Source organism: Burkholderia sp. AW49-1 (assembly GCF_053427845.1).
Genome location: NZ_JBSAXF010000001.1, coordinates 1,046,257 through 1,067,116 on the forward strand (window position 1 = coordinate 1,046,257; position 20,860 = coordinate 1,067,116).

Sequence of the window (20,860 nt, forward strand, 5' to 3'; positions counted from 1 at the left end):
GGCGCGGCATGCGGCGTGCCGCACGAGCGCCGCGGATCAGGCGTCGCTGCGTCCCGCCGCCAGCAACGCAACCGCGAAATCCGCGCGCACGTCGTTCGCCGCGACCATCCGTTGCGCGATGCGGTCGATGTCCGCGCCGGTTGCGCCGGCCGCCACCGCGATGTTGCGCGCATGCAGCGCCATGTGACCACGCTGGATGCCTTCGGTCGCGAGCGCGCGCAGCGCCCCGAGATTCTGCGCAAGCCCGACCGCGACCGCAATCTCGCCGAGTTCCTGCGCGGACGTCACGTTCATGATCTTCAGCGCGAGACGTGCGAGCGGGTGCGTCTTCGTCGCGCCGCCGACGAGCCCGACCGGCATCGGCATCTCGATCGTGCCGACGAGGTCGCCGTTGCCGGCCTTCTCCCACGTCGTCAGCGACGTGTAGCGGCCGTTGCGGCTCGCATACGCGTGCGCGCCGGCTTCCACCGCGCGCCAGTCGTTGCCGGTCGCGACCACCACCGGATCGATGCCGTTCATGATCCCCTTGTTGTGTGTCGCGGCACGGTAAGGGTCGGTCGCCGCGAATACGTATGCATCGATCACGCGATCGATCACCGCTTCGCCCGAATAGTCGCCGGTCGCGAGCGTCTGCGCCGAGTACCGTACCTCTGCGCGCGCCAGGCGAAGATCGGCGAGGTTGGACAGTATCCGCAACCGTACCTGTCCGCCGGTGATCGCTTCGACGCGCGTCGCAACGGCTTCGGCCATCGTGTTGACCGTATTCGCGCCCATCGCGTCGCGCACGTCGACGATCAGGTGTGCGACCACCATCGGGCCGCGCGACGTGTCGGGAAACACGTGTACCTCGATGTCGCGACACCCGCCGCCGAGGCCGACGAGCACCTTGTCGCGACCGTTCGCCAGCTCGATCAGTTCGGCCGCGTGCCGCAGGATCGCGAGCCGCGCGCCGTACGGGTCGCCGAGGCCGACCACCTGCACCTGCGCGCGCATCAGCGGGCCGCTGCTCGACGTGCGGAAGCCGCCGGCCGCGCGCGACAGCTTCGCCATATACGATGCGGCCGCCACGATCGACGGTTCCTCGACGGCCATCGGCACGATCACGTCGCGGTCGTTGATCCGGAAGTACCCGGCAACCGCCATCGGCAGCTCGAACGTGCCGATCACGTTCTCGATCATCCCGTTCGCGGTTTCGAGCGACAGCGCGCCCGGCGAAGCGAACAGCGCGTGTTCGGCATCGCCGAGCCCGACGACGCGGGCAAGATGGGACAAACGTTGTGCGGGCGTAAGCGCACGGAAATTCGGCAATGCGGAATCGATGGACATGATGTCGTTCTGTCTCGGGGTGGCGATTTGGCCTGCGACGGTTGCCGCGGGCAGCGGATAGCCGAATAATAGTCACGCTGTACCCATTGAAAAGGTACAGACGGACCAGACAGCCGGACATCCGTACCCATGACAGTGAATCTGCCCGACGGAACATCGCGATGAAACAGCGTGCAAGAGCCAGCCTGTCTGGCGCCATGGCGGACAATCTCGCCAGACAGATCGAGGAAGGCGTGTTGCCGGCCGGCGCGAAACTGCCTTCCATCAGGGAATACGCCGAGGCGTCGGGGTGTTCGAAGAACACCGTGATCAGCGCGTTCGAGCTGCTCGCCGCCGAAGGCCTGATCGAGCCGCGCCGCGGCTCCGGCTTCTTCGTCACGCGACGCGCGGCGGCCGTGCCCGACATCGACGAGCCGAGTTCGCTCGACCGCGCGATGGACATCGTGTGGCTGATGCGCGAGCAGCTTCGCGAGAAGCCCGACGTACTCAATCTGGGCGAAGGCTTCCCGCCGATCGAATGGCTCGAGGAGACGCGGCTGAACCAGTACCAGCAGCGCATCATGCGTACCGGCTCCGCGTCGCTGTTCCGCTACGGCAGCCGCTTCGGGTACATGCCGCTTCGCCAGTCGCTGCAGCAGAAGCTCGCCGGCTACGAGATCGAGGCACCGCCCGCGCAGATCGTACTCACGCACGGCGCCAACCAGGCGATGGATCTCGTGCTGCGCTACTTCGTGCGCCCCGGCGACACCGTGCTCGTCGACGACCCGGGCTACTACCCGCTGTTCGGCAAGCTCAAGCTGAGCGGCGCGAACATCGTCGGCGTGCCGCGCGAGATCGACGGCCCCGATGTCGCGAAGCTGGCCGAGCATGTCGCCACATACCGGCCGAAGCTGTTCTTCACGCAATCGGTCGGGCACAACCCGACCGCGACCGATACCAGCGCGGCCAAGGCGCACCGGATCCTGCAGCTCGCGGAGGCGCACGACCTGATCATCGTCGAGGACGACGCGCTGGCCGACCTTCGACCACGCTCGCTCACGCGCATCTCGACACTCGATCAGTTGCGCCGCACGATCTATATCGGCAGTTTCTCGAAGTCGGTGTCGGCGGCGCTGCGCGTGGGCTTCCTCGCGTGCAATGCGGCACTCGCGAGCGATCTCGCCGACGTGAAGATGCTGACCCACGTGAGCAGCTCCGAATATTGCGAGCGCACGCTCGATGCAATCGTCAGCGACGGGCATTTTCTCAGGCATACGAATCATCTTCAGGAGAAACTGCGACGGGCGACCTCCACCGCGCTCAACGCGCTCGACCGGCTCGGCGCACAGGTCTATCGGTCGTCCGATCAGAGCCTGTATCTATGGGCCGCGCTGCCCGGCTGGCCGGATTCGATGGCGCTGGCGCAGGCGATGCTGGAGCGCGGCGTGATCCTCGCACCGGGCGCGGTGTTCTCGCCGCAGACAGATCGGCCGTCCGCGTATTGCCGGTTCAACGTCGCTTATCTGGCGGACAAGCGGTTTGCGCATGCGTTGAAGACGCTCACGCCGCAATGAACGCGGGCCGGCATCGCGACCGGCCCGCGTTTTCCCGTCAAACCCCGCTTACGCGCGACGCAACGGCCGGAACCCGGCACGCACTTCGCGAGCAAACAGCTCCGGCTCCTCCCATGCCGCGAAATGCCCGCCCTTGTCGACTTCGTTGAAGTAGATCAGGTTGTGATAGCTGCGCTCGGCCCAGCTGCGCGGCGCCTGGTAGATCTCGCCGGGGAACACCGTGATTGCCGCCGGCAGCGAGATGTCCACCGCGTTGAAGTTGTTCGAGTGATCCTCCCAGTAGATTTGCGCGGCGGATGTCGCCGTGTTGGTCAGCCAGTACAACGAAATGTCGTCGAGAATCTCGTCGCGCGGAATCGAGCGCTCGGGCACGCCGCCGCTGTAGGTCCACTGCGAGATCTTGTCGTACATCCATGCGGCCTGACCCGACGGCGAATCGGCAAGCGCATAGCCGACCGTCTGCGGGCGCGTGACCATCATCGCCGAGTAGCCGCAGTTGTCGCGGTAGAACGTCGCGAGCTTCTCGTACGCGGCCTTCTCCTTCGGCGCCAGCGACGCCGGTGCCGGCGCGTCCGTCTGGAGCAGCGTCGCGATGTCGGGCGGCACCGTCGCCGGCATGTTCACGTGAATCCCGGCCAGGCCCTGCACGCGCTGCATTGCCATCCGGTGCGAGATTACCGAGCCGCAGTCGCCACCCTGCGACACGAAGCGCGTATAGCCGAGGCGCGCCATCAGCTCGCCCCATGCGCGCGCGATGTGGTCGGAGCCCCAGCCCGTCTTCGTCGGACGGCCCGAAAAACCGAAGCCCGGCAGCGACGGCACGACGACGTGGAACGCATCGTCGGCACTCGCACCGTGTGCGGTCGGATCGGTCAGCGGGCCGATCGCCTTCAGCAACTCGAAGATCGAACCCGGCCAGCCGTGCGTCATGATCATCGGCATCGCGTTCGCGTGCCGCGAGCGCACGTGGATGAAGTGAATGTCGAGCCCGTCGATTTCCGTAATGAACATCGGGAAACCGTTCAGGCGCGCCTCGCCCTTGCGCCAGTCGTAGTCGGTGCCCCAGTAGCGCAGCAGCGCCTGCATGCGCGCGAGCCGCACGCCCTGCGATTCGTCGGCCACGGTCTCGCGGCCCGGCCAGCGCGTCGCGGCAATGCGGCGGCGCAGGTCGGCCAGTGCTTCGTCGGGGACATGGGCGGTGAACGGACGTATGCCGTCGCCGCCGGTTGCCGCATGCAACGCGGTGGGCAGCATCGCGGATACGCCGGCGGCCACCGAAGTGGCCAGCAGGTGGCGACGCATCGGAGAAAACTGTGTGGAAGACATCGTTCGGCATCTCCTTTCGTGAAGTGGAAAGTGAACATGCCGCGCGGCGGAACGCGCCTTCGCTTTCATCCGGGCGTGCACCGGTTGCGCGGCGTTGCCCATTTGAAAGGTCAGACGTATCCGGGATGTGTCTGGTTTGTACGCGTTTGTAGCGGGGACGCGGCCGACGTCGTCAGGGTGCGATCCAGCGCCCTTCGTAGCCGTCGTCGTTCACATCGAACACCGCGCGACGATGGCCGTCGCGGGCGAGGTCGAGCCAGTCGATGCGCGTCACCGTGACGTGGAGCAGGCAGAAGTTCCGGTAACCGTCGTCGGTGGTCGCCGTGCCCGGGTTTGCGGTGACGTGCGCGTCTTTCGGCGACGCGATCGGCGTGCCCGGGCGCAGCGGTGCGCGATACAGCAGCAGCGTATGCGGACGGCTCGATTGCCAGACCGCGCGCCGTTGCGCCTCGTCGTCGCATATCGTCACAATGCCTTCCGCGCGAATCTGCACGAGTGAATCGAGATCGCTCGCGACGATCGCGATACGCGGATCGCGGCGCAGCTCCACGACCTTCTCCGAGCGCGCATCGGTGTGGAACGACAGCCGACGATCGGCGCGGGTCACCTTCCGCAGCACGATCGTGCGCACCTTCGGCGCGCCGTCGAGGCCGAGCGTCGCGGCCTGCACCATGGTGAACGGCGAGCGCTGGGCGCCGACGCCGGACTCGAGGCACGACCAGAGGCGGCCGTACGTTTCCGTGAGCGATTCGATGTCGGACATGATGACGCGGCGATCCTGCGTGGTTCGATCGCGCCAGCTTAACCGTTTCGGCGGCGGGATTTCGATGCAGGCCCCCGCCATGCGGTTCAGTTGTAGCCGAGGACGACCGGTGCGGCGTCGTGCGTGTCGGTCGAGTCCGCGCCGAAGCGACCGAGCACGTCGGCGACGTACTGCGGCCCCGCGCCGATCTGCGACGACTTGTGTTCGACGGGGTGGATACCGTTCATGCCCGGCGCTTCGTCCATCCATGCGGTGTCGTTGACGGCGATGCTCATGTGTCTCTCCTCATCACGCGGCCAGCGCCGCACCATACGCGCGCACGAGGCGCGCCACGCCTTCCCGGATCGCGTCGACGTCGGGTGCGGCGAACGACAGCCGCAGCGAAGCGGCGTCGACGTTGTCCGCGAAGAACGCCTTGCCCGGCACGAAGACGACCTTGTTCGCGATCGCCTGTTGCAGCAGCACGTCCGACGACGCCGCGCCGATCCGCGCCCACACGAACATCCCGCCTTCGGGACGATGGAACGTGATCGCATCGCCGAAGCCGTCGCGCAGCGCGTCGCACATCGCATCGCACTTGCGCTTGTAGGCCGCCGTGATGCGCGGCAGATGACGCTCGAGCGCGCCGGCGGCAAGATACTCGGCGGCGGTGGCTTGCGTCCAAGGCGCGCTGCACAGGTCGACCGTCTGCTTCGCGATCACGCAGCGTCGCGCGATTTCGGCCGGCGCGATCGTCCAGCCCACGCGCAGCCCAGGCGCGACGATCTTCGACAGGCTCGCGAAGTGCACGATCCAGTCGCGGGCGCCTTCGACTTCGTTCGCGAGCGCAAGCATCGACGGCACCGGTTCGCCCGCGAAACGCAGGTCACCGTACGGATCGTCCTCGACGATCAGGAAATGGTATTGCACCGCGAGCCGCAGCAGCTTCAGGCGGCGTTCGCGCGCAAGCGTCGCGCCGGTCGGGTTCGCGAAGGTCGGCACCGTATAGAGCAGCTTGGGTTGCACGATCGCGCCGGATGCGAGTTGCGATGCGAGGCGGTCGACGTCGAGGCCATCGCCGTCGACGGGAATCGTCACGATGCGCGCCTGTTGCAGACGCATCGCCGACAGCGTCGCCGGATACGCCGGTTGTTCGGTCAGCACGACGTCGCCGGGGGCGACCATCACGCGCAGCAGCAGATCGAGGCCCTGTTGCGAGCCGGTGGTGACGAGCAGTTCGGCCGGCGTGCACGTCACGTTGCGGCGCGTCATCAACGCGATCAGTTGCTGCTTCAGTTCGGCGAGGCCGTCGGTCGGGCCGTATTGCAGGCAGCGAACCGGCTGCGCGTACGCGCGCTCGGCGGCCGCGTTCAGGCCGTCGACGTCGAACAGGTCGCTTGCCGGGTAGCCGCCCGCGAATGAAATCATCCCCGGTTCGGAGAGGTACTTGAACAGTTCGCGGATCGGCGAACCGGCGGGATTCTGGAATGAGGGCGTGAACGCGTACATGTCGTCGTGAGCTGGATGGCGGCGACGGCCGGGATAGCCGACAGGGGCCGCCCGCCAAGGCGCTTCTGGCGCAACGGCGGGAATTCGAGCCACGATTGTCGATAGTCATTAACGCCGCGGCAAACGATATCTACGCACTAGGTCTTGCGGTTTGGTCATCAATTGGACGGGACGCCAGCGGACCTTCGCGCGCCGGCAACCGGCTCATCGCCCCGCTGGCGAGCCATTTCCTCGGCGACGCGGAATCGCGCACTATTCATTCGGAGGCGATATGCCCTTCCCGACATAACACGCGATCGCCTCCAGCACGCCGAGATCCAGGTCTTGCACGCGCTCGGCGCCGAAATGGGACAGCCACTTGCGCCAGAGTGCCGTCTCGGCTGCCGTATATCCGGTTGCCGCACGGGGGTTCGTGTCTTCCAGTGCTGAACGCTGGTCCATATCTTCTCCTTGATTGACGCGAGCCGGGGCGGTTGCCGCCACCCCGGCATCAGGACGCCGTTAGACGGATTCCAGGGCGAGGGCGATGCCCTGGCCGCCGCCGATGCACAACGTCACCATGCCGCGTTTCACGCCATCGCGGCGCATCGAATGCGCAAGTCGGGTCGTCAAAACGGCACCGGTTGCGCCGATTGCATGACCGTGCGCAATCGCGCCGCCTTCGACATTCACCCGTTCCTCGTCGATGCCGAGCTCCCGGGCGACCGCGATCGGCACGGCGGCAAACGCCTCATTGATCTCGAAACGCTCCACGTCCTTCAACGACCAGCCGGCGCGGGCGAGCGCCATCTTGACGGCCGGCACCGGCCCGAGTCCGAACATGCCCGGCTCCACCGCCCCCACCCCATAGGAAACGAGCGTTGCGACTGGTTCGATGCCACGCGCCTCGGCATACTGGCGATCCGCCACGATCATCGCCGCCGCACCGCTGTTCAATCCGGGCGCATTTCCCGCGGTGATGGTGCCGTCGGAGCGAAACGCAGGCTTCAATCTGGAGAGCGACTCGACCGTCGTGTCCGGCCGCGGCTGCTCGTCGCGCTCGAATTTGACGGTCTGTTTCCGCCCCTCGATTTCGACCGCGACAAGCTCCGGGTCGAACACCCCGCGGCCTTGAGCCTGCGCGAAGCGCTGCTGCGAACGCTCAGCCCACCGGTCCTGCTGCGCGCGCGTGATCCCCATCGCTGCAACGAGGTCCTCCGTGTGCCATCCGGAATGCTGGTTGGAAAACGCGTCGACGAGGCCGTCCCCGAGCATGCTGTCGACGATCCCGGCATGCCCCATCCGATAGCCCCATCGCCCGCTTTCCAGCAGATACGGAGCGCGGTCCATGTTTTCCATTCCGCCCGCTACCGCGACCGAGCCGAAGCCAAGCCAGATTTCCTGCGCCGCATTCACGATGGCCTGGGCACCCGAGCCACACACGCGATTCACCGTAAGCGCAGGTACGGCCACCGGAACGCCGCCCCCGATGGCCGCTTGACGCGCGGGATTCATCTTGTTTCCTGCCTGAATGACGTTGCCCATCACGACCGCAGCCAATTCAGCCGGATCAACGTTGCTGCGACGTACCGCTTCGCGCACCACGACCGCGCCGAGCGCCGTCGCGGCAACGTCCTTCAACGTGCCGCCGAACGCGCCGATGGGCGTTCTGACGGGACTGCAGATCACTACATGTCGTGCAACCATTTCCACACTCCATTCAAAGGTCGGTTCCGGCGGAACGGATAGCACCGCCGCCGCACGAGTCGCCTGCCGGGAAGGGATGCCGCTTCACCTGTCCGGCACACGTAAAAACTGCTATTGCGCTGTCGAGCACGCGGAAAGGCGACGCGTGCCCGCCATCACGTCAGATCGACACCATTTCGAAATCTTCCTTGCCGACGCCGCACTCCGGACATTTCCATTTGGCCGGAATGTCTTCCCAGCGCGTTCCCGGCGCGATGCCGTCATCCGGCGCCCCTCGTTCTTCCGAATAGATCCAGCCGCACACCAGACACATCAACGTGCGCATCTCCACCGCTGTCGTGCTCATCTCGCCAACTCTCCAAAATTCGACATCTGTCGCGTCACAAATTCGCGCACCTGCTCGCGTACCCTCGCGTCGGACAGGATTCGCCCATGCCCCGCGCCCGGAGCCGGCCACAGCGTCGCATCCTGCAGACCGGCCACGACCCGCTGCGCTTCGCGATACGGCACCACCGAATCAGCCGGATCGTGCACGACCAGCACCGGAACGTCGAGCGACGTGCCGCGCGCGAGGATGTCCCAGTGGCTGACCGGTACGCCGTTGCGATGATGCAGTTCCTCAAAAATGCGCTCGACGACCGGGCGTGCGAGCGCCATGTCGCGGCTCGCCCAACGCTCCAGCACTTCGGTCAACCCGCTCGTCGGGGCGATCAGCACGATGCAGCGCAACGATGCAGGGCGCGAGCGTTCCGCCAGCGCGGAAACCGCCGCGATCGAACCGAGCGAATGCGCGATCACCACGTGCGCGCCTTCGATCGCGTCGAGCACCGCGCCGGTCGCGCGCGTGAACTGCGTCATCGTCGTATGCTTGCCCGGCGAACGACCGTGAGCCGGCGCGTCGAATGACGCCACCGAGAAGCCCAGGTTCTGCATCGGCTTCACGAAGCTCAGCATGCTGCTACTGTCGGTGCCCCAGCCGTGCACGAGCAGCACGCGCGACGCCCCGCCCTCCCAGCAATAAGCCCGGTCGATATCCGCATTGCCCTCGATCGGCATCTCCGTGGCGCCGAGCGGCACCCGATCGCTGACCGGGAGCCCGTAGCCGCGCGTGAAGCCGAACGCGTCGGCCGCCCGTCTCCCGGCGATGCGCGGCGCGAAGGCATTCAGCATCCGGAACGCGCGACGGCCCAGTCGCACGCGCAACGATGGCGCATTCGCCTTGCGCCGTGCGATCGGCGAGACTTCCGTATGGTTCACGGACACCATCACCGGCCCTCCGCCGCCGTACGCGCGCCGACGGGCACGGCTTCCCGGGACAGGCTCCGGTAGTAGCCCGATTCGGTGTCGTAGAAATGGCAATGACGAATCACGTGCCAAAGATCGCCGAACGTGAAATCCTTTTCGCGGATCATGCCGGGGAACGCCTCCTTGAGCGCCGCCTGGGCCTTCGGCAAGTTGTAGAACGGCACGATCGGCGCGACGTGATGCGCCGTATGCACCGAAATGTTGTGAGTCATGAAATGCAGCCACTTCGGATACCGGTAGTCGGTCGTCACGAGCAGGCGACTGGCGTTCGGCGTCCAGTGCTGCGACGGCAGGAACGGGATGTCGTCCGACGTGTGGTGCATCAGCGTCGTCGCGCTGAACCACGCGTGAATCATGAGCCACGGTACGACGAAGTACAGGAACAGGCCCGTGATGCCCGTGAAGTAGATCAGCGCCGGGAAGTAAAGCGCCGACGCGATCAGCACGAACGCGATCGAGCGTTTCACGTCGCGCCGCATCTCGCGCTTCGGATAGAAGCCCGGACGGAATCCCGACTCCTTCCAGTAGCTGACCGTGCCCGCCCAGAACAGCCACTTGCGCGTACCGGCGTACTCGAGACGCTTCAGGAACGACATGCGATCGTAAAGCGGCGCGGGAATGGGCCGCCAGTCCGTGTCGAGTTCCAGGTTGTTGGTATTCGCGTGATGCAGGTTGTGCGTATGGCGCCACGCGTGGAACGGATACAGCAGCGGCAGAAGCGACAAATGACCGATCGCCAGGTTGAACCATCGAGAGCGGGAGAACGAGTTGTGCCCGCAATCGTGCGCGATGCAGTGCAGCCCCCAGCCACCCAGGCCGGCGAGCAGCCACAGCGGAACGTAGAACAGCCAATGCGGTGCGTACGCGATGCCGACCAGCGCGCCGATGTACGCGGCATAGCTCACCACGAAACCGAGAACGCCGCGCCATGCACGCGGCTCGTACAACGACTTTGGAATCGCGTCGGTCAGCCGTACGCCCTCGAGCGCCTTCGATTTCTGCAGGAATTCATCGAAACGCGCGGGCGGCGCGCTCGGGAAGGTGTATTTGTTTGCCATGTCGATCTCCCGCTCATGCAGCCTGCAAGCCGAGCTCGGTCGACAGGTGGCGCGCCAGTTCGTCGATGCTGTTGTGTTCGAACAGCAGCGCCGGTGACAGCCGCTGCTCGACGACCTTCTCCAGATCGCCCGACACCTGTACCGCGACAATCGAATCGAGGCCGTATTCGTCGAAGCGCTTCGCGGGGTCGATGGCAGCCCGGTCCACCTTCAGCTGCCTGGCGAGCCGGTCGATCAGCCAGCTACGAATCGATGCTTCGGTGAGGGGGCCGATATCGGCGGCCACCGCCTTCTTGCGGCCGAACAGACCACCCAGAATTCCAGCTTGAGACATGATGAAAAGTCCTTCTATACGAGGGAAATGAACGAAATGACGACGGCAACCTTCTTCAATACGGATGCTTGGCGAGCTTGCGGATTGCGGCCGGCCCGGGTTGGCGCAGGTCCCACACGACGCCCAGCTTGCCGAGTGTCCACAACACCCACGCGCTGAGATCCGGCTCGTACCACTTCACCGAGTGGCGATATGACGCGGGAAACGCGTGGTGGTTGTTCTGCAGTCCTTCGCCGAACGTGAACACGGCGACCGTCCAGTTGTTTGCGCTGTTATCGTCTGTCTTGAACGGCCGTCCACCGAACATGTGGCACACCGAACCGACGCACCAGGCAGCCTGGTTGGCCAGGAAAATCCGCGCGAAACCGCCGAACAGCAGGCCGTTCCATGCGCCGTGCCAGGAACCGGCAATGGCACCGCCGATCCCGGCCGGCAGTGCGAGACCGAGCACGATCCACCAGACGTAAGTACGGTGATAGAAAAACAGCCGGCGATCGCGCAACACATCGGGGGCGAAGAACGTCCAGCCCGATACGTCCGCGGCCAGCATCCACGGCATGTGCGCATACCAGAGGCCGCGCAGCTTGGCGAACAGCCCCTGTCCGACCAGGTTCGGCGAATGCGGATCGCCTTGCTGGTCGCTGTACAGATGATGACGGCGATGCGTCGTCACCCAGAACATGATCGGGCCTTGGGCGGCCATCGACCCGCAGATCAGCAGCAGCCCCTCGAACCACTTCGAAGTCCGGAACGTCTTGTGCGCGAGGTACCGATGGAAGCCCATCGTGATCCCGCCCATGTGCAGAAAATAGAACACCCCGAACAGCACCAGATCGGTGACGGCGAAGTCTCCCAGCACGAGTTGACGTGCCGCCAGCGCAAAGCCGGCGAGCGGCACCAGCATCACGGCCAGGGCGGTGTAGCGCTTGACGCGCGCACCACTGCCCTTCAGCGGCGAAACACCGGGGATCTGGCCGTCGGCGGCCGACAGCCCGCCGGCGGCAGTCACGCCGGGTGCAACCTGAATCGACGAATTCATAGGATTCTCCAAACGCTAACAGGATTACGGCGAAGTTGAAGGGGCCGCCGCGCGGCGCTTCGGGGCGTAACGCACCTCCGTGACGAGCCCCAGCGCGTCGAGCAGGCGGATGATCCAGGCGGAGGGATCGAGTTGCCAGAACGCGTGATCGTTGTTGGCGAACGCCGGCTGCGCGTGATGGTTGTTGTGCCATGCGCCACCCACCGAAACGATCGCGAGCAGGCCCAGATTGCGACTGTGGTCGCGCGTCGCGTGCGGACGGGTGCCGATGGTGTGGCACAGGGAATTGACGGCCCACGTCGACTGATCGAGCAGGAAGATCCGCGCGAGACCACCCCACAGGAAGCCGCCGACGGCCCCGAACAAGGCCTGCCCGGCGGGCGCGAGCAACGCACCCGCGAGCGTGGGGATCGCGAGGCCCAGCATCACCCACCACGCGTATCGAAGATTGAGATTGACGATCAGGCGGTCGCGCAGCAGATCAGCGGCATATGCACTCCAGTTCTCGCGTCGCACGGTGAACAGCCAGCCCACGTGACCGTGCCAGAGACCCGCGAGCCGGCTCGGCTTGCCGTGCCGGTTCGCGCGCGGGCGCGGCGAATGCGGATCGCCGTCCTGGTCGGTAAACGCGTGATGCATCCGGTGCGTGGCGGCCCAGAACAGGATCGGCCCCTGGGCGGCCATGCTGCCGAGTACGCCGAGCATCACGGTGACGATCGGTCGCCCCTTGAACGAGCGGTGCGAAAAATATCGATGCATGCCGGTTTCGACGCCGATCGCGGTCGAGAAATACATCACCGCCAGCAGCACGAAGTCTGTTGCGCGCATGCCGTATATCCACGTGTAGGCGATCGCCAGCGCGAAACCGAGCGCGGGAATGCCCACGGTCAGATAAGCAAGCCGGCGTGCGCGCACGTCGGTGTCGGCTTCCGCGACAACGGCGGCTGCCGGTGTTCGCGAAGCCAGGGAATCCGCTTCAGCCATGACTGGCTCCGAAGAAATGGAATGTGAGAATGAAGTGTTGGCGGACGGCTTACGTGCGTGCCTCGAGCACGCTCAAGCGACCTTGCTGGAACGCTTGCTTGCACGCTTGCCGGCGCACCTTGCCGCTGGTCGTAAGCGGAATCGAGCCGGTCGGTCCCAGGTGCACCACCGCCGGTGAAACCCCGTGATCTCGCGTGACCGCCAACGTGATCGCCGCACGCACCTCGCGCATTTGCTCGGTATTCAGCCGGTGCGAGCGCTTGAGTTCCGCAACGACGACAAGCGACTCCACAGGACCGCCATCGATCGAAAACGCCACCACGCCGTTCGTGCGAATCGCGTCGTGCGCCGATTGCACCGATCCCTCGATGTCGTTCGGATAGAGATTGCGCCCGGCGACAATCACGATGTCCTTGATCCGCCCGGTCACGAACAGCTCGCCGTCGTTCAGAAAGCCGAGATCGCCCGTGCGGAGGTAGCGCATGGATTCGCCCTCGCCATCTCCGTCACTGGGCGTGGCCGCGAAAACGTCGGCGCTGTCGCCGCGGTTCAGATAGCCCGCGGCGACGTTCGGGCCACTGAACCAGATTTCGCCGATGGTCCGGTCCGGCTGTACGCGCTTCGTCTCAGGATCGACGATCAGCAGCCGATGCCCGACTGCCACGGGTCCGCACCCGACCAGCGTAGTGCGCCCGCGTCCGTCGGATTCCGGCGCGTGCGGCTCGCACCGGCCGCGAGCAAGTGCATCCTTGTCGACATCGATCAGGGTGATCGGCGAGCGCCCCACCTTGCCGGATACATAGAGCGTCGCCTCGGCCATCCCGTAGCACGGCACCACGGCGCGGCGCTCGAAGCCATACCGGCCGAAGCGCGCGAAAAAACGCTCGAGCGTCGCGTGGCTCACCGGCTCCGCGCCGCAGAACACGTGCTGCAGCGAGCCGAGATCGAGCGTGTCCGCCTCTTCGTCGCTGATGTTGTCGACGCACAGGTCGAAGGCGAAATTCGGTGCGACGCTGATGGTCACGCGGTAGTCGCTGATTGCCTTGAGCCAGCGATACGGCCGTTGGACGAAATGCTGCGGCGAAAGGATCACGAGCGGAAAGCCGCTGTACACCGCGAGCAGCAGCGCGCCCATCAGTCCCATGTCGTGATACGGCGGCAGCCACGTGCCCCCGACACGGTCGCGATCCGGGCCGATCCGTTCGGCGATCACCGCGCAATTGCTGACGAGATTCTGGTGCGTGACGACTACACCCTTGGGCTCGCCCGTCGATCCGGATGTGTACTGAAGCAGTGCAGGCCGGTCCAGGTCGACACGCCACTCCAGCGAGCCCCCAACGCCATATGCCGATGCTTCGATTTCGTGGAACGCACTTTCGTCGAGCGTCAGCAACGCAGGCGCGGCACGCTGACCGCCGTAGAGCTCGTCGAGCTGTGGCTGCAGTGAGCGATGAAGCTTGCCGGCGATGACCACGTCCGGGTGAGCGTCGCGACAAATCGATGCGAAGCGGGCTGCCGCGCGTGCGCCGGCCGGCGGAAACGAGGGTACCGCGGTGGCACCCGCCAGCAGGATGCCGAACAGCGCCGCGACGTAACCCAGACCGGGTTCGAGCAGAAGCAATACGCGCCGCTCGTGCAGCGGGTGCTGCAGAACCATGTCCCGCACATGGACGGCAGCGGCGGCGAACTGCCCGTACGACCAGCTCACGACATCGTCCTCGCCGTCGCGAAGAAAATGAAATGCGATCCGCTCCGGCGTGTGCTCGGCACGCTCCCGAAGAATGTCGAGCAGGGACGAGCGCTCCGCTGTCGCAGCGGAGGGGAAAATACTACCGGTCATCATGAGGCCCTCGGATAATCGATGTTGTTTTTGTGAAAGCTTTGTACGCGAACCCTTGCCCGACGATCCGCGCCCCTCAGCGTGCCACCGCGGATGCGAGCGCTCGCGGTCGCATATCCACCGGCGCACACAGGATCGCGGTAGCGAGGCCGAGCGCAATCTGCAGATAGCAGAGCGTGCGGAATTCGGCGAGGCGCGCTATCGCATTGCCGGTGATGGCGACCGTCAGCGCCACGCCGAACACGGATCCCATTTGGCGTATCGCCTGATTGACGGCCGAACCGACACCGAATCGCGCCGGCGGCAAATGCGCGACGGCCGCCGCAGACAGCGAAGGCATGACCATGCCGACCCCGAGCCCGGTGAGCAGCGCGCCCGGCAGCCACGCGTGCACATAATCCGGATTGACCCCGGGCACCAGCGCGAACCATATGCTCGCTGCCGTGGAGATCAGGCTGCCCGTCACCAGCAGAACCCGGTGCCCCGCGCGCGCCGCGAACCGCCCGCACACGATCGCCGTGGGAACGACCAGCAGCGGCCCGGGGCTGCCGGCCAGTCCCGCACGCGTCAGCGAATACGACCAGACTCCCGTGGTGAACAGGAACGTCTGAAAAAACATCATCGCAAAGCCGATCGCGAAGCACAGCGAAGCGAGATTGATGCAACAGTAAGTCCGATCGCGAAACAGCGAGAGATCGATTGCCGGGGACCGTACGCTGCGAGCCCATGCAACGAATACCGCCAGCACGCCCATCCCGCCCGCGACGGCGAATGCCACTTCCGGCGAAGTCCAGCCGACCGCCTCGGACCGCACCAGCCCGACCGCGATCGAACCCACGCCGAGGATCAGCAGCACGACGCCAACCAGATCGAGCGGTGCACCGCGCTCGGGATCGCGCGACTCGTCGAGAATGCGCCGTCCCTGCCATAGTGCGATTGCGCCGAGCGGCAGGTTGAGAAAGAAGGCCCAGGGCCAGCCGAAGCGCTCCACCATGAACGAGCCGAGGCTTGGACCCAATGCCCCGGCCACCCCGCTGACCGCACCCCACAAGCTCACGGCCACGGACCGCTTGCCGACCGGAAACGCCGCCAGCAGGATCGACAGCGATGCAGGCAACAACAGCGCCGCCCCCGCTCCTTGCACCGCGCGCATTGCCCAGAGCATCTCGACATGCGTGGCGATGCCGCAGCCGAAAGACCCTCCCAGGAACATGGCGAGTCCAAGCAGGAACGTGCGCTTGCGTCCGCGCAAGTCGGCGAGGCGGCCCGCCGGCACGAGCAACGCGGCGAAGACGAGCGTGTACGCGTTCAGAACCCACGACAGGCCGGCGGAGTCGGCGTCGGGAAACGCCCGTCGCAACGCGGGAAATGCCGCATACAGCACGGTCACGTCGATCGAGACGAGAAACACCGCAACACTGGCGATCCAGAACACCGGCCACGGCGAAGTCGAGCTTGGCTGCGCCTGCGCGGCGGAAACGCTGGGTCCGTTCATGGACTCATACCTCGCGCAGCTGAACGGACGTCACGCCGTCACCCGATTCGGATTCGGATTCGGATTCGGATTCGGATTCGGATTCGAAATACGACGGGTCGAGAAACGGGAGCGTTCGCGCCCGCATCCGCGCCTGAAACAGCGCAACGACCGGCCACGGACGCATCGCCATTGCCATGCCCTTGACCGTGCGCTCGTCTTCCCAGTAGATGACGTTCGCCACTTCCAGCGGCAACCCGCCGACCTCGCCTGTCCAGAGGCTCAGCGTCGTCGCGTTTTCCGACAGACGCGGCCCGCTCGCACGTCCGCCGTAGACCGCCATCGAATGGCCGCAAACGCGCTCGACGTCGTCACGACCGCGAATCGGCTTGCACGCCACCGGGCTGGTCAGAAACATCTCGTCGATGATGGGGAACGGCAACTTGGCGTCCAGCACTTCGTCGGCAGGTATCGGCGGCAACGCGGCATCGATGCCCGGGGGCAGCACCCATGCGTCTGCGTCGACGAGATCCCGGCTCGCGTCATACAGCGCCCGGCGAACCGGCGCGGGAAACGAGCCAAGGAAGATGTCGACCTGAATGCGCGTACCGGACCGGCGCGCCACCGTCACGCCGCGAATCCGGCGGCCCTGGAAGATGCCGTGCCATTCGTGCCCGCCGATGTCCGCACCGCTCCATGCGTGTTTCGGCTCGACTTCGGAAAAGATGCCGGCGGCGGCCGTCGCAAGACGCTCGACGCGGTCGCGGCCGACGATCTCTCCGAACGTCATGGGATGCAGCAAGACGACTTCGTCCTGCGCCGACATTCCGAGTTCGTGCAGCAACTCGCCGACATAGAGGCTGGACTGTCCTTGATGACGCATCGTCGCTTCCTTCTCGATCATCGTCGTTGCTTCCTTCGCGTGCGTCATACGGCCGCTCGAATGGATGCGTTCGCGCCCATTCGCTCCAATATCCGCCGCGCGGCGAACGCCGGCCGATCGAGCTGGATGTCGATCATCGGCGCCGTGGGGCTCCAGTTCGCCTGCAGGCTCTCCGCGACATCCTTGTCCTCCATCACCGTGGCGTACACCTCCTTCGCGGTGAACTCGGTGAACCGCTCGTTGTCGACGTCGAAATCGCGATGCATGCCGACGAAGACATGCGTCGTGGTATCCGTGGCGGGCGTGAAGATCGTCGTCGTATAGACATGGAAGACCTGGCCGCTCGAATCGCCGCAGGCGTGAGCCCTCGTCTCGACCCGCGTGTTGCCGATGGGCCAGTACAGCACCTCCTGGAAGCGGTCGATGTAGTCGAGTTTCAGGATATGGGTGTAGAGCGGCGGCGTCTTCTCGCGGCGCAGGTAGCGGCGCACGCGGACTTCGTCGTCGTTGATCACGATTTCGGGCGGCGTCTCGACGATGTCGAGCGAGCCGAGCGTCTTCGCATGCACGAAGGCGGCGTGCGAGATGTCGAGGATGTTGTCGATGCCGAACAGGTAGCTGCACGCGATCGTGCAATAGCTCATCTTCCCGGCAAGCTCGGGTGCCGAACAGACCCAATGGTTGGGGATCGCCGCCTCGTCGGCCTTGTCGGGCTCACCGGTCCACAGCCAGATGAAGCCGTATTTCTCGATGGCGGGAAACGACCGCACGCGTGCGCCCTTCGGGATCACGTTCTGGCTCGGAATGCTGACGCACGCGCCGGAGCAGTCGTACCTGAGGCCGTGATACCAGCACTGGAGTTCGTCGCCGACCACGCGCCCCCGCGACAGCGGAACCTGCCGGTGCGGGCACCGATCCTCGAGCGCGACGATCTGATTCGCCTGCGTGCGATACATGACGATCTTCTGATTCAGGATCGTCCGGGCAAAAGGCTCCCTCTGGACTTCCGCTGAAAGTGCTGCTGCGTACCACGCATTCTGGATAAACATAATTCCTCACTTTGCTACATGGGCGGCGGTATGGCACACCCGACGCGAGCCCGAGTCGCCGTGTGCGTTCGGGATCGGCTCTACCTGCGCGCGACGGCGACCATCCGGTCGTCGTCCCGGGCGTCGGCTCCGGCCGCTTCGCGATCGAGACGGCCGTCCGCCATCTGCTCGAGAAATTCGTCCGGCGCGGACTGCAAATTCACGCAGGGATACTGAAAGCGGCCGGTCGTGTAACGAAGCGCGCCCAGGAAGGACGGCTCGACCGGCGCACCTTCCGCCTCGAACAGCCCATGCGACGCCAGGTACGTGTGAAGCGCGGGCAACCGGTAGCACGGGACGGCCGGATACTGGTGATGTTCCAGGTGGAAATTGCTGCCGAAGAACAGCGCCGTATAAATCGGCGACGTGTAGCTTCGGCTGTCGCGATATCGCCCCGGCACGGTATCCGTGTGTTCGATGTACGCGCGGATGGTGCTGAATACGTACACCCCGATATACGGAATCAGCATGACCGTGAAACCGAGCCACAGCGAGCGGTGCCAGATGAATCCGTAGGCCGTTATCGCGCACAGGCTGAGCGCGATGTTGATCCGCGAGATCCAGCGCATTTCGCGCTGGCTGAACGGCAACCGCGTGTTCTCCGGCCACGGCAAACCTGCCGCCATGCGCGCGGCGTTCCTGGTGTAGATCCGCACGCCCTTGGAACGCGCGAGAAAGAAGCGCGACCAGAAGGTTCTGTACTGCGAATAGATCTGCACATCCGGATCGATGTCCTGACCCGTGAAGCGATGGTGCTTCCAGTGAGTCATGCTGAAGCCGACGATCAGGAAGCCCGGCACCAGCGACGAGCAGATGAGTGCCAGCGCGGCACTCACGTACTTGTTGCGATGCAGGTTCGTATGCATCCCCTCGTGTCCGACGAAGGTCAGCAAATGCATGCCATGTCCGCCGATCACACCCAGGACGATGGCCAACGCAATTCGGACGGGCGCCGACATCGGGACGTCGACGATGGCGAACGCCACTGCGGCCGGGATCAGGAAGAACGCGAGCGCGTGCGCCAGATAGAGGATCGTGGCGACGGCGCTGATCCGGTGGAAGTGCCGTGGCAGCTTGAGCCGCGACAATGCGACGTCACTGTCCAACGTGGCTGCGATGGTCATGGCCTCTCTCCTCGATTGATGCGATACAGGGCCGGCGATTGGCGAACGTGCCGCACTGTGGCTTGAAATCGCGTGGCCGCAACGACCACGCACCGCTGTTGCGCGCGTTCAAATGGATTCCCCGACTGGCGCGACGCGCTCGACGCCGGCGGCAAACGATTCCAGCTCGTCCGGCGCGCGCACGCGGGACCGCCGGGCGCGCGCCTCCTCTGCGAGATGCACGCGCCGCGCCATCTCGGCGCGAATCGCCTCGCCTCGCCGGGACATGTCGATCAACGGCTGGATCACGCCCGTTTCGCCGCCGGCCATTGCCTCGTCCGCCCACTTCTTGATATCGCTCGGGTCGAATACCGCAAAGGGCGAGCACTGGCGATTCTGCGAAGCGAGCAAGCGGGCCTGCAGTTCCGGATCGTTCGCAAGCTTGCGGTAAAGGATCCGGCTGAGCGGATTGTTGTGGCCGAGTGCGCTACGGGCTCGCGAGTATTCGAACAGGTCGATCGACGTTGCGTCGCGCTGGCGCCAGTAGCACTCCAGCGCATGCTCGTCGCCCTCGACGATTGCCTGGGCGAGCGCGCGCGCATCGCGAAGTGCGTCGGTAATCCCGAATCCGGGGGACGGATCCATGAAGAGGCCCGCATCGCCCACCAGGGCCCAGCCGGGCCCTGCGGCCTGACGGAAGAAAAAACGCAGCTTCAATGCGCCGAGCACCTTGCTGGCGGGCTCGTCGGCCACCAGCGGCGCGGTGTGAGGGTTGCCCTTCAGCGTCTCCGTGAGCTTCTCGAGCGCACGGCCCTTCCATTCCGGCAACTCCGTTTTCGGGAACGCCACGCCGATCAGCAGCAGGTCCCGGTTGGTCGGAAAAACGAAGACGACGTGGTCGCCGAAGGTGCAGTTCATCGCCCCGCCGCGATGGCGCGGATCGGTGTCGAACCAGTCCGGCCTCGGCCAGTACGCCCAATACATTGCACGAGGGCAGTCGTAACCGTGGTACTCCTCGGCGCCGACGAGCTCCGCCATCGTCGAATGCTGGCCGTCCGCGCCCACCACGACCCGCGCCCGGATCTCTTCACGCCCCCCTTCATGTTCCACCACGGCGCCCGTCACCCGTTCGCCGTCGCGCAACAGACCGACCAGCCGGGTCCGGGTACGGACCTGAGCCCCCGACGCTCGCGCCTCCTCCAGCAACAGCGCATCGAGATCCATGCGACGCGGACAGGAACAGCGTCCGCCGACGGGATACTCGATGCAGCCGAGCACGTCGTCGCCCCCATACATCATGCTGGGCACCGGCGGCGCGAAACGGCGAACCTTGTCGCCAAGCGCGAGTTCGTCAAGGAGCGCCATCCCGTAAGGCGAAATCCAGTGCGTGGACAATGGCTGGTCGCTCGGCAGATCGTTCGCATCGATTGCCAGAACGCGCTTGCCGGCGCGCGCCAGATGAATCGCGAGCGTGGCGCCCGCGCAGCGAGCGCCAACGATGAGGGTGTCTAACACGGAGAATTTCCTTCGGATAACGATGGGAACCGGAACTGCGCGTGACGCGGCCTCGCCGTCACCATCGAGTCGATGAAGAAGCGGCGAACCAGGGT

20 protein-coding genes are annotated in these 20,860 nt (G+C 65.5%); 1 reads left to right on the plus strand and 19 read right to left on the minus strand.

The annotated features are described in order from the left end of the window. Positions 1 to 36: 36 nt before the first annotated feature. Positions 37 to 1,326, minus strand: coding sequence for a hydroxymethylglutaryl-CoA reductase, degradative (locus tag ACV22W_RS04565; protein WP_448018044.1), 1,290 nt, complete (start codon positions 1,324 to 1,326; stop codon positions 37 to 39). A 161-nt stretch (positions 1,327 to 1,487) separates the two neighbouring features. Here ACV22W_RS04565 and ACV22W_RS04570 point away from each other — a divergent pair, with 161 nt between their 5' ends. Next, positions 1,488 to 2,879: an aminotransferase-like domain-containing protein gene (locus ACV22W_RS04570; RefSeq protein ID WP_448018046.1), complete on the plus strand. Its 1,392-nt coding sequence runs from the start codon at positions 1,488 to 1,490 to the stop codon at positions 2,877 to 2,879. Positions 2,880 to 2,927: 48 nt separating this feature from the next. Here ACV22W_RS04570 and ACV22W_RS04575 read toward each other — a convergent pair whose 3' ends face one another. The 18 genes from ACV22W_RS04575 to ACV22W_RS04660 form a co-directional block, all read right to left on the minus strand. Further along, a complete protein-coding gene (locus tag ACV22W_RS04575; protein ID WP_448018048.1) occupies positions 2,928 to 4,205 on the minus strand; it encodes an epoxide hydrolase family protein in 1,278 nt (425 codons plus the stop codon). Between the two features lie 172 nt (positions 4,206 to 4,377). Beyond that, positions 4,378 to 4,968, minus strand: a complete 591-nt coding sequence (locus ACV22W_RS04580; protein ID WP_448018050.1) for a pyridoxamine 5'-phosphate oxidase family protein — start codon at positions 4,966 to 4,968, stop codon at positions 4,378 to 4,380. An 86-nt stretch (positions 4,969 to 5,054) separates the two neighbouring features. Further along, the gene (locus ACV22W_RS04585) at positions 5,055 to 5,243 is read right to left on the minus strand and encodes a hypothetical protein (protein WP_448018052.1); all 189 of its coding nucleotides are present in this window, start codon (positions 5,241 to 5,243) and stop codon (positions 5,055 to 5,057) included. A gap of 13 nt (positions 5,244 to 5,256) precedes the next feature. Next, the gene (locus ACV22W_RS04590) at positions 5,257 to 6,456 is read right to left on the minus strand and encodes an aminotransferase-like domain-containing protein (protein ID WP_448018054.1); all 1,200 of its coding nucleotides are present in this window, start codon (positions 6,454 to 6,456) and stop codon (positions 5,257 to 5,259) included. A 252-nt stretch (positions 6,457 to 6,708) separates the two neighbouring features. Continuing rightward, positions 6,709 to 6,897: a hypothetical protein gene (locus ACV22W_RS04595; RefSeq protein WP_448018056.1), complete on the minus strand. Its 189-nt coding sequence runs from the start codon at positions 6,895 to 6,897 to the stop codon at positions 6,709 to 6,711. 60 nt (positions 6,898 to 6,957) lie between these two features. Continuing rightward, positions 6,958 to 8,142 carry a thiolase family protein gene (locus tag ACV22W_RS04600; protein WP_448018058.1) on the minus strand — a complete coding sequence of 395 codons (1,185 nt, stop codon included), beginning with the start codon at positions 8,140 to 8,142 and terminating at the stop codon, positions 6,958 to 6,960. Positions 8,143 to 8,302: 160 nt separating this feature from the next. Beyond that, complete coding sequence (locus ACV22W_RS04605) at positions 8,303 to 8,488, minus strand: rubredoxin (RefSeq protein ID WP_059532220.1); 186 nt, start codon at positions 8,486 to 8,488, stop codon at positions 8,303 to 8,305. Continuing rightward, a complete protein-coding gene (locus ACV22W_RS04610) occupies positions 8,485 to 9,408 on the minus strand; it encodes an alpha/beta fold hydrolase (RefSeq protein WP_448018060.1) in 924 nt (307 codons plus the stop codon). Before ACV22W_RS04610 ends, ACV22W_RS04605 begins: the two co-directional genes overlap by 4 nt. Continuing rightward, positions 9,408 to 10,505 (minus strand): fatty acid desaturase, encoded by a 1,098-nt coding sequence (locus ACV22W_RS04615; RefSeq protein WP_448018061.1) that lies wholly within the window; start codon positions 10,503 to 10,505, stop codon positions 9,408 to 9,410. Before ACV22W_RS04615 ends, ACV22W_RS04610 begins: the two co-directional genes overlap by 1 nt. A gap of 13 nt (positions 10,506 to 10,518) precedes the next feature. Continuing rightward, positions 10,519 to 10,839, minus strand: coding sequence for an acyl carrier protein (locus tag ACV22W_RS04620; RefSeq protein WP_059532229.1), 321 nt, complete (start codon positions 10,837 to 10,839; stop codon positions 10,519 to 10,521). A gap of 55 nt (positions 10,840 to 10,894) precedes the next feature. Then, positions 10,895 to 11,878, minus strand: a complete 984-nt coding sequence (locus tag ACV22W_RS04625) for an acyl-CoA desaturase (protein ID WP_448018062.1) — start codon at positions 11,876 to 11,878, stop codon at positions 10,895 to 10,897. A 24-nt stretch (positions 11,879 to 11,902) separates the two neighbouring features. Then, the gene (locus ACV22W_RS04630; RefSeq protein ID WP_448018063.1) at positions 11,903 to 12,862 is read right to left on the minus strand and encodes an acyl-CoA desaturase; all 960 of its coding nucleotides are present in this window, start codon (positions 12,860 to 12,862) and stop codon (positions 11,903 to 11,905) included. Between the two features lie 49 nt (positions 12,863 to 12,911). Then, positions 12,912 to 14,705, minus strand: a complete 1,794-nt coding sequence (locus ACV22W_RS04635; protein ID WP_448018064.1) for a fatty acyl-AMP ligase — start codon at positions 14,703 to 14,705, stop codon at positions 12,912 to 12,914. Between the two features lie 73 nt (positions 14,706 to 14,778). Beyond that, the gene (locus tag ACV22W_RS04640) at positions 14,779 to 16,197 is read right to left on the minus strand and encodes an MFS transporter (RefSeq protein WP_448018065.1); all 1,419 of its coding nucleotides are present in this window, start codon (positions 16,195 to 16,197) and stop codon (positions 14,779 to 14,781) included. 4 nt (positions 16,198 to 16,201) lie between these two features. After that, positions 16,202 to 17,107 carry a hypothetical protein gene (locus ACV22W_RS04645; RefSeq protein WP_448018066.1) on the minus strand — a complete coding sequence of 302 codons (906 nt, stop codon included), beginning with the start codon at positions 17,105 to 17,107 and terminating at the stop codon, positions 16,202 to 16,204. After that, positions 17,104 to 18,108 (minus strand): aromatic ring-hydroxylating dioxygenase subunit alpha, encoded by a 1,005-nt coding sequence (locus ACV22W_RS04650; RefSeq protein ID WP_448018067.1) that lies wholly within the window; start codon positions 18,106 to 18,108, stop codon positions 17,104 to 17,106. The genes ACV22W_RS04645 and ACV22W_RS04650 overlap by 4 nt, the downstream gene beginning before the upstream one ends. Before the next feature lie 80 nt (positions 18,109 to 18,188). Next, the gene (locus ACV22W_RS04655; protein WP_448018068.1) at positions 18,189 to 19,271 is read right to left on the minus strand and encodes a fatty acid desaturase family protein; all 1,083 of its coding nucleotides are present in this window, start codon (positions 19,269 to 19,271) and stop codon (positions 18,189 to 18,191) included. 108 nt (positions 19,272 to 19,379) lie between these two features. After that, positions 19,380 to 20,765 (minus strand): NAD(P)/FAD-dependent oxidoreductase, encoded by a 1,386-nt coding sequence (locus ACV22W_RS04660; RefSeq protein ID WP_448018069.1) that lies wholly within the window; start codon positions 20,763 to 20,765, stop codon positions 19,380 to 19,382. Between the last annotated feature and the right edge of the window lie 95 nt (positions 20,766 to 20,860).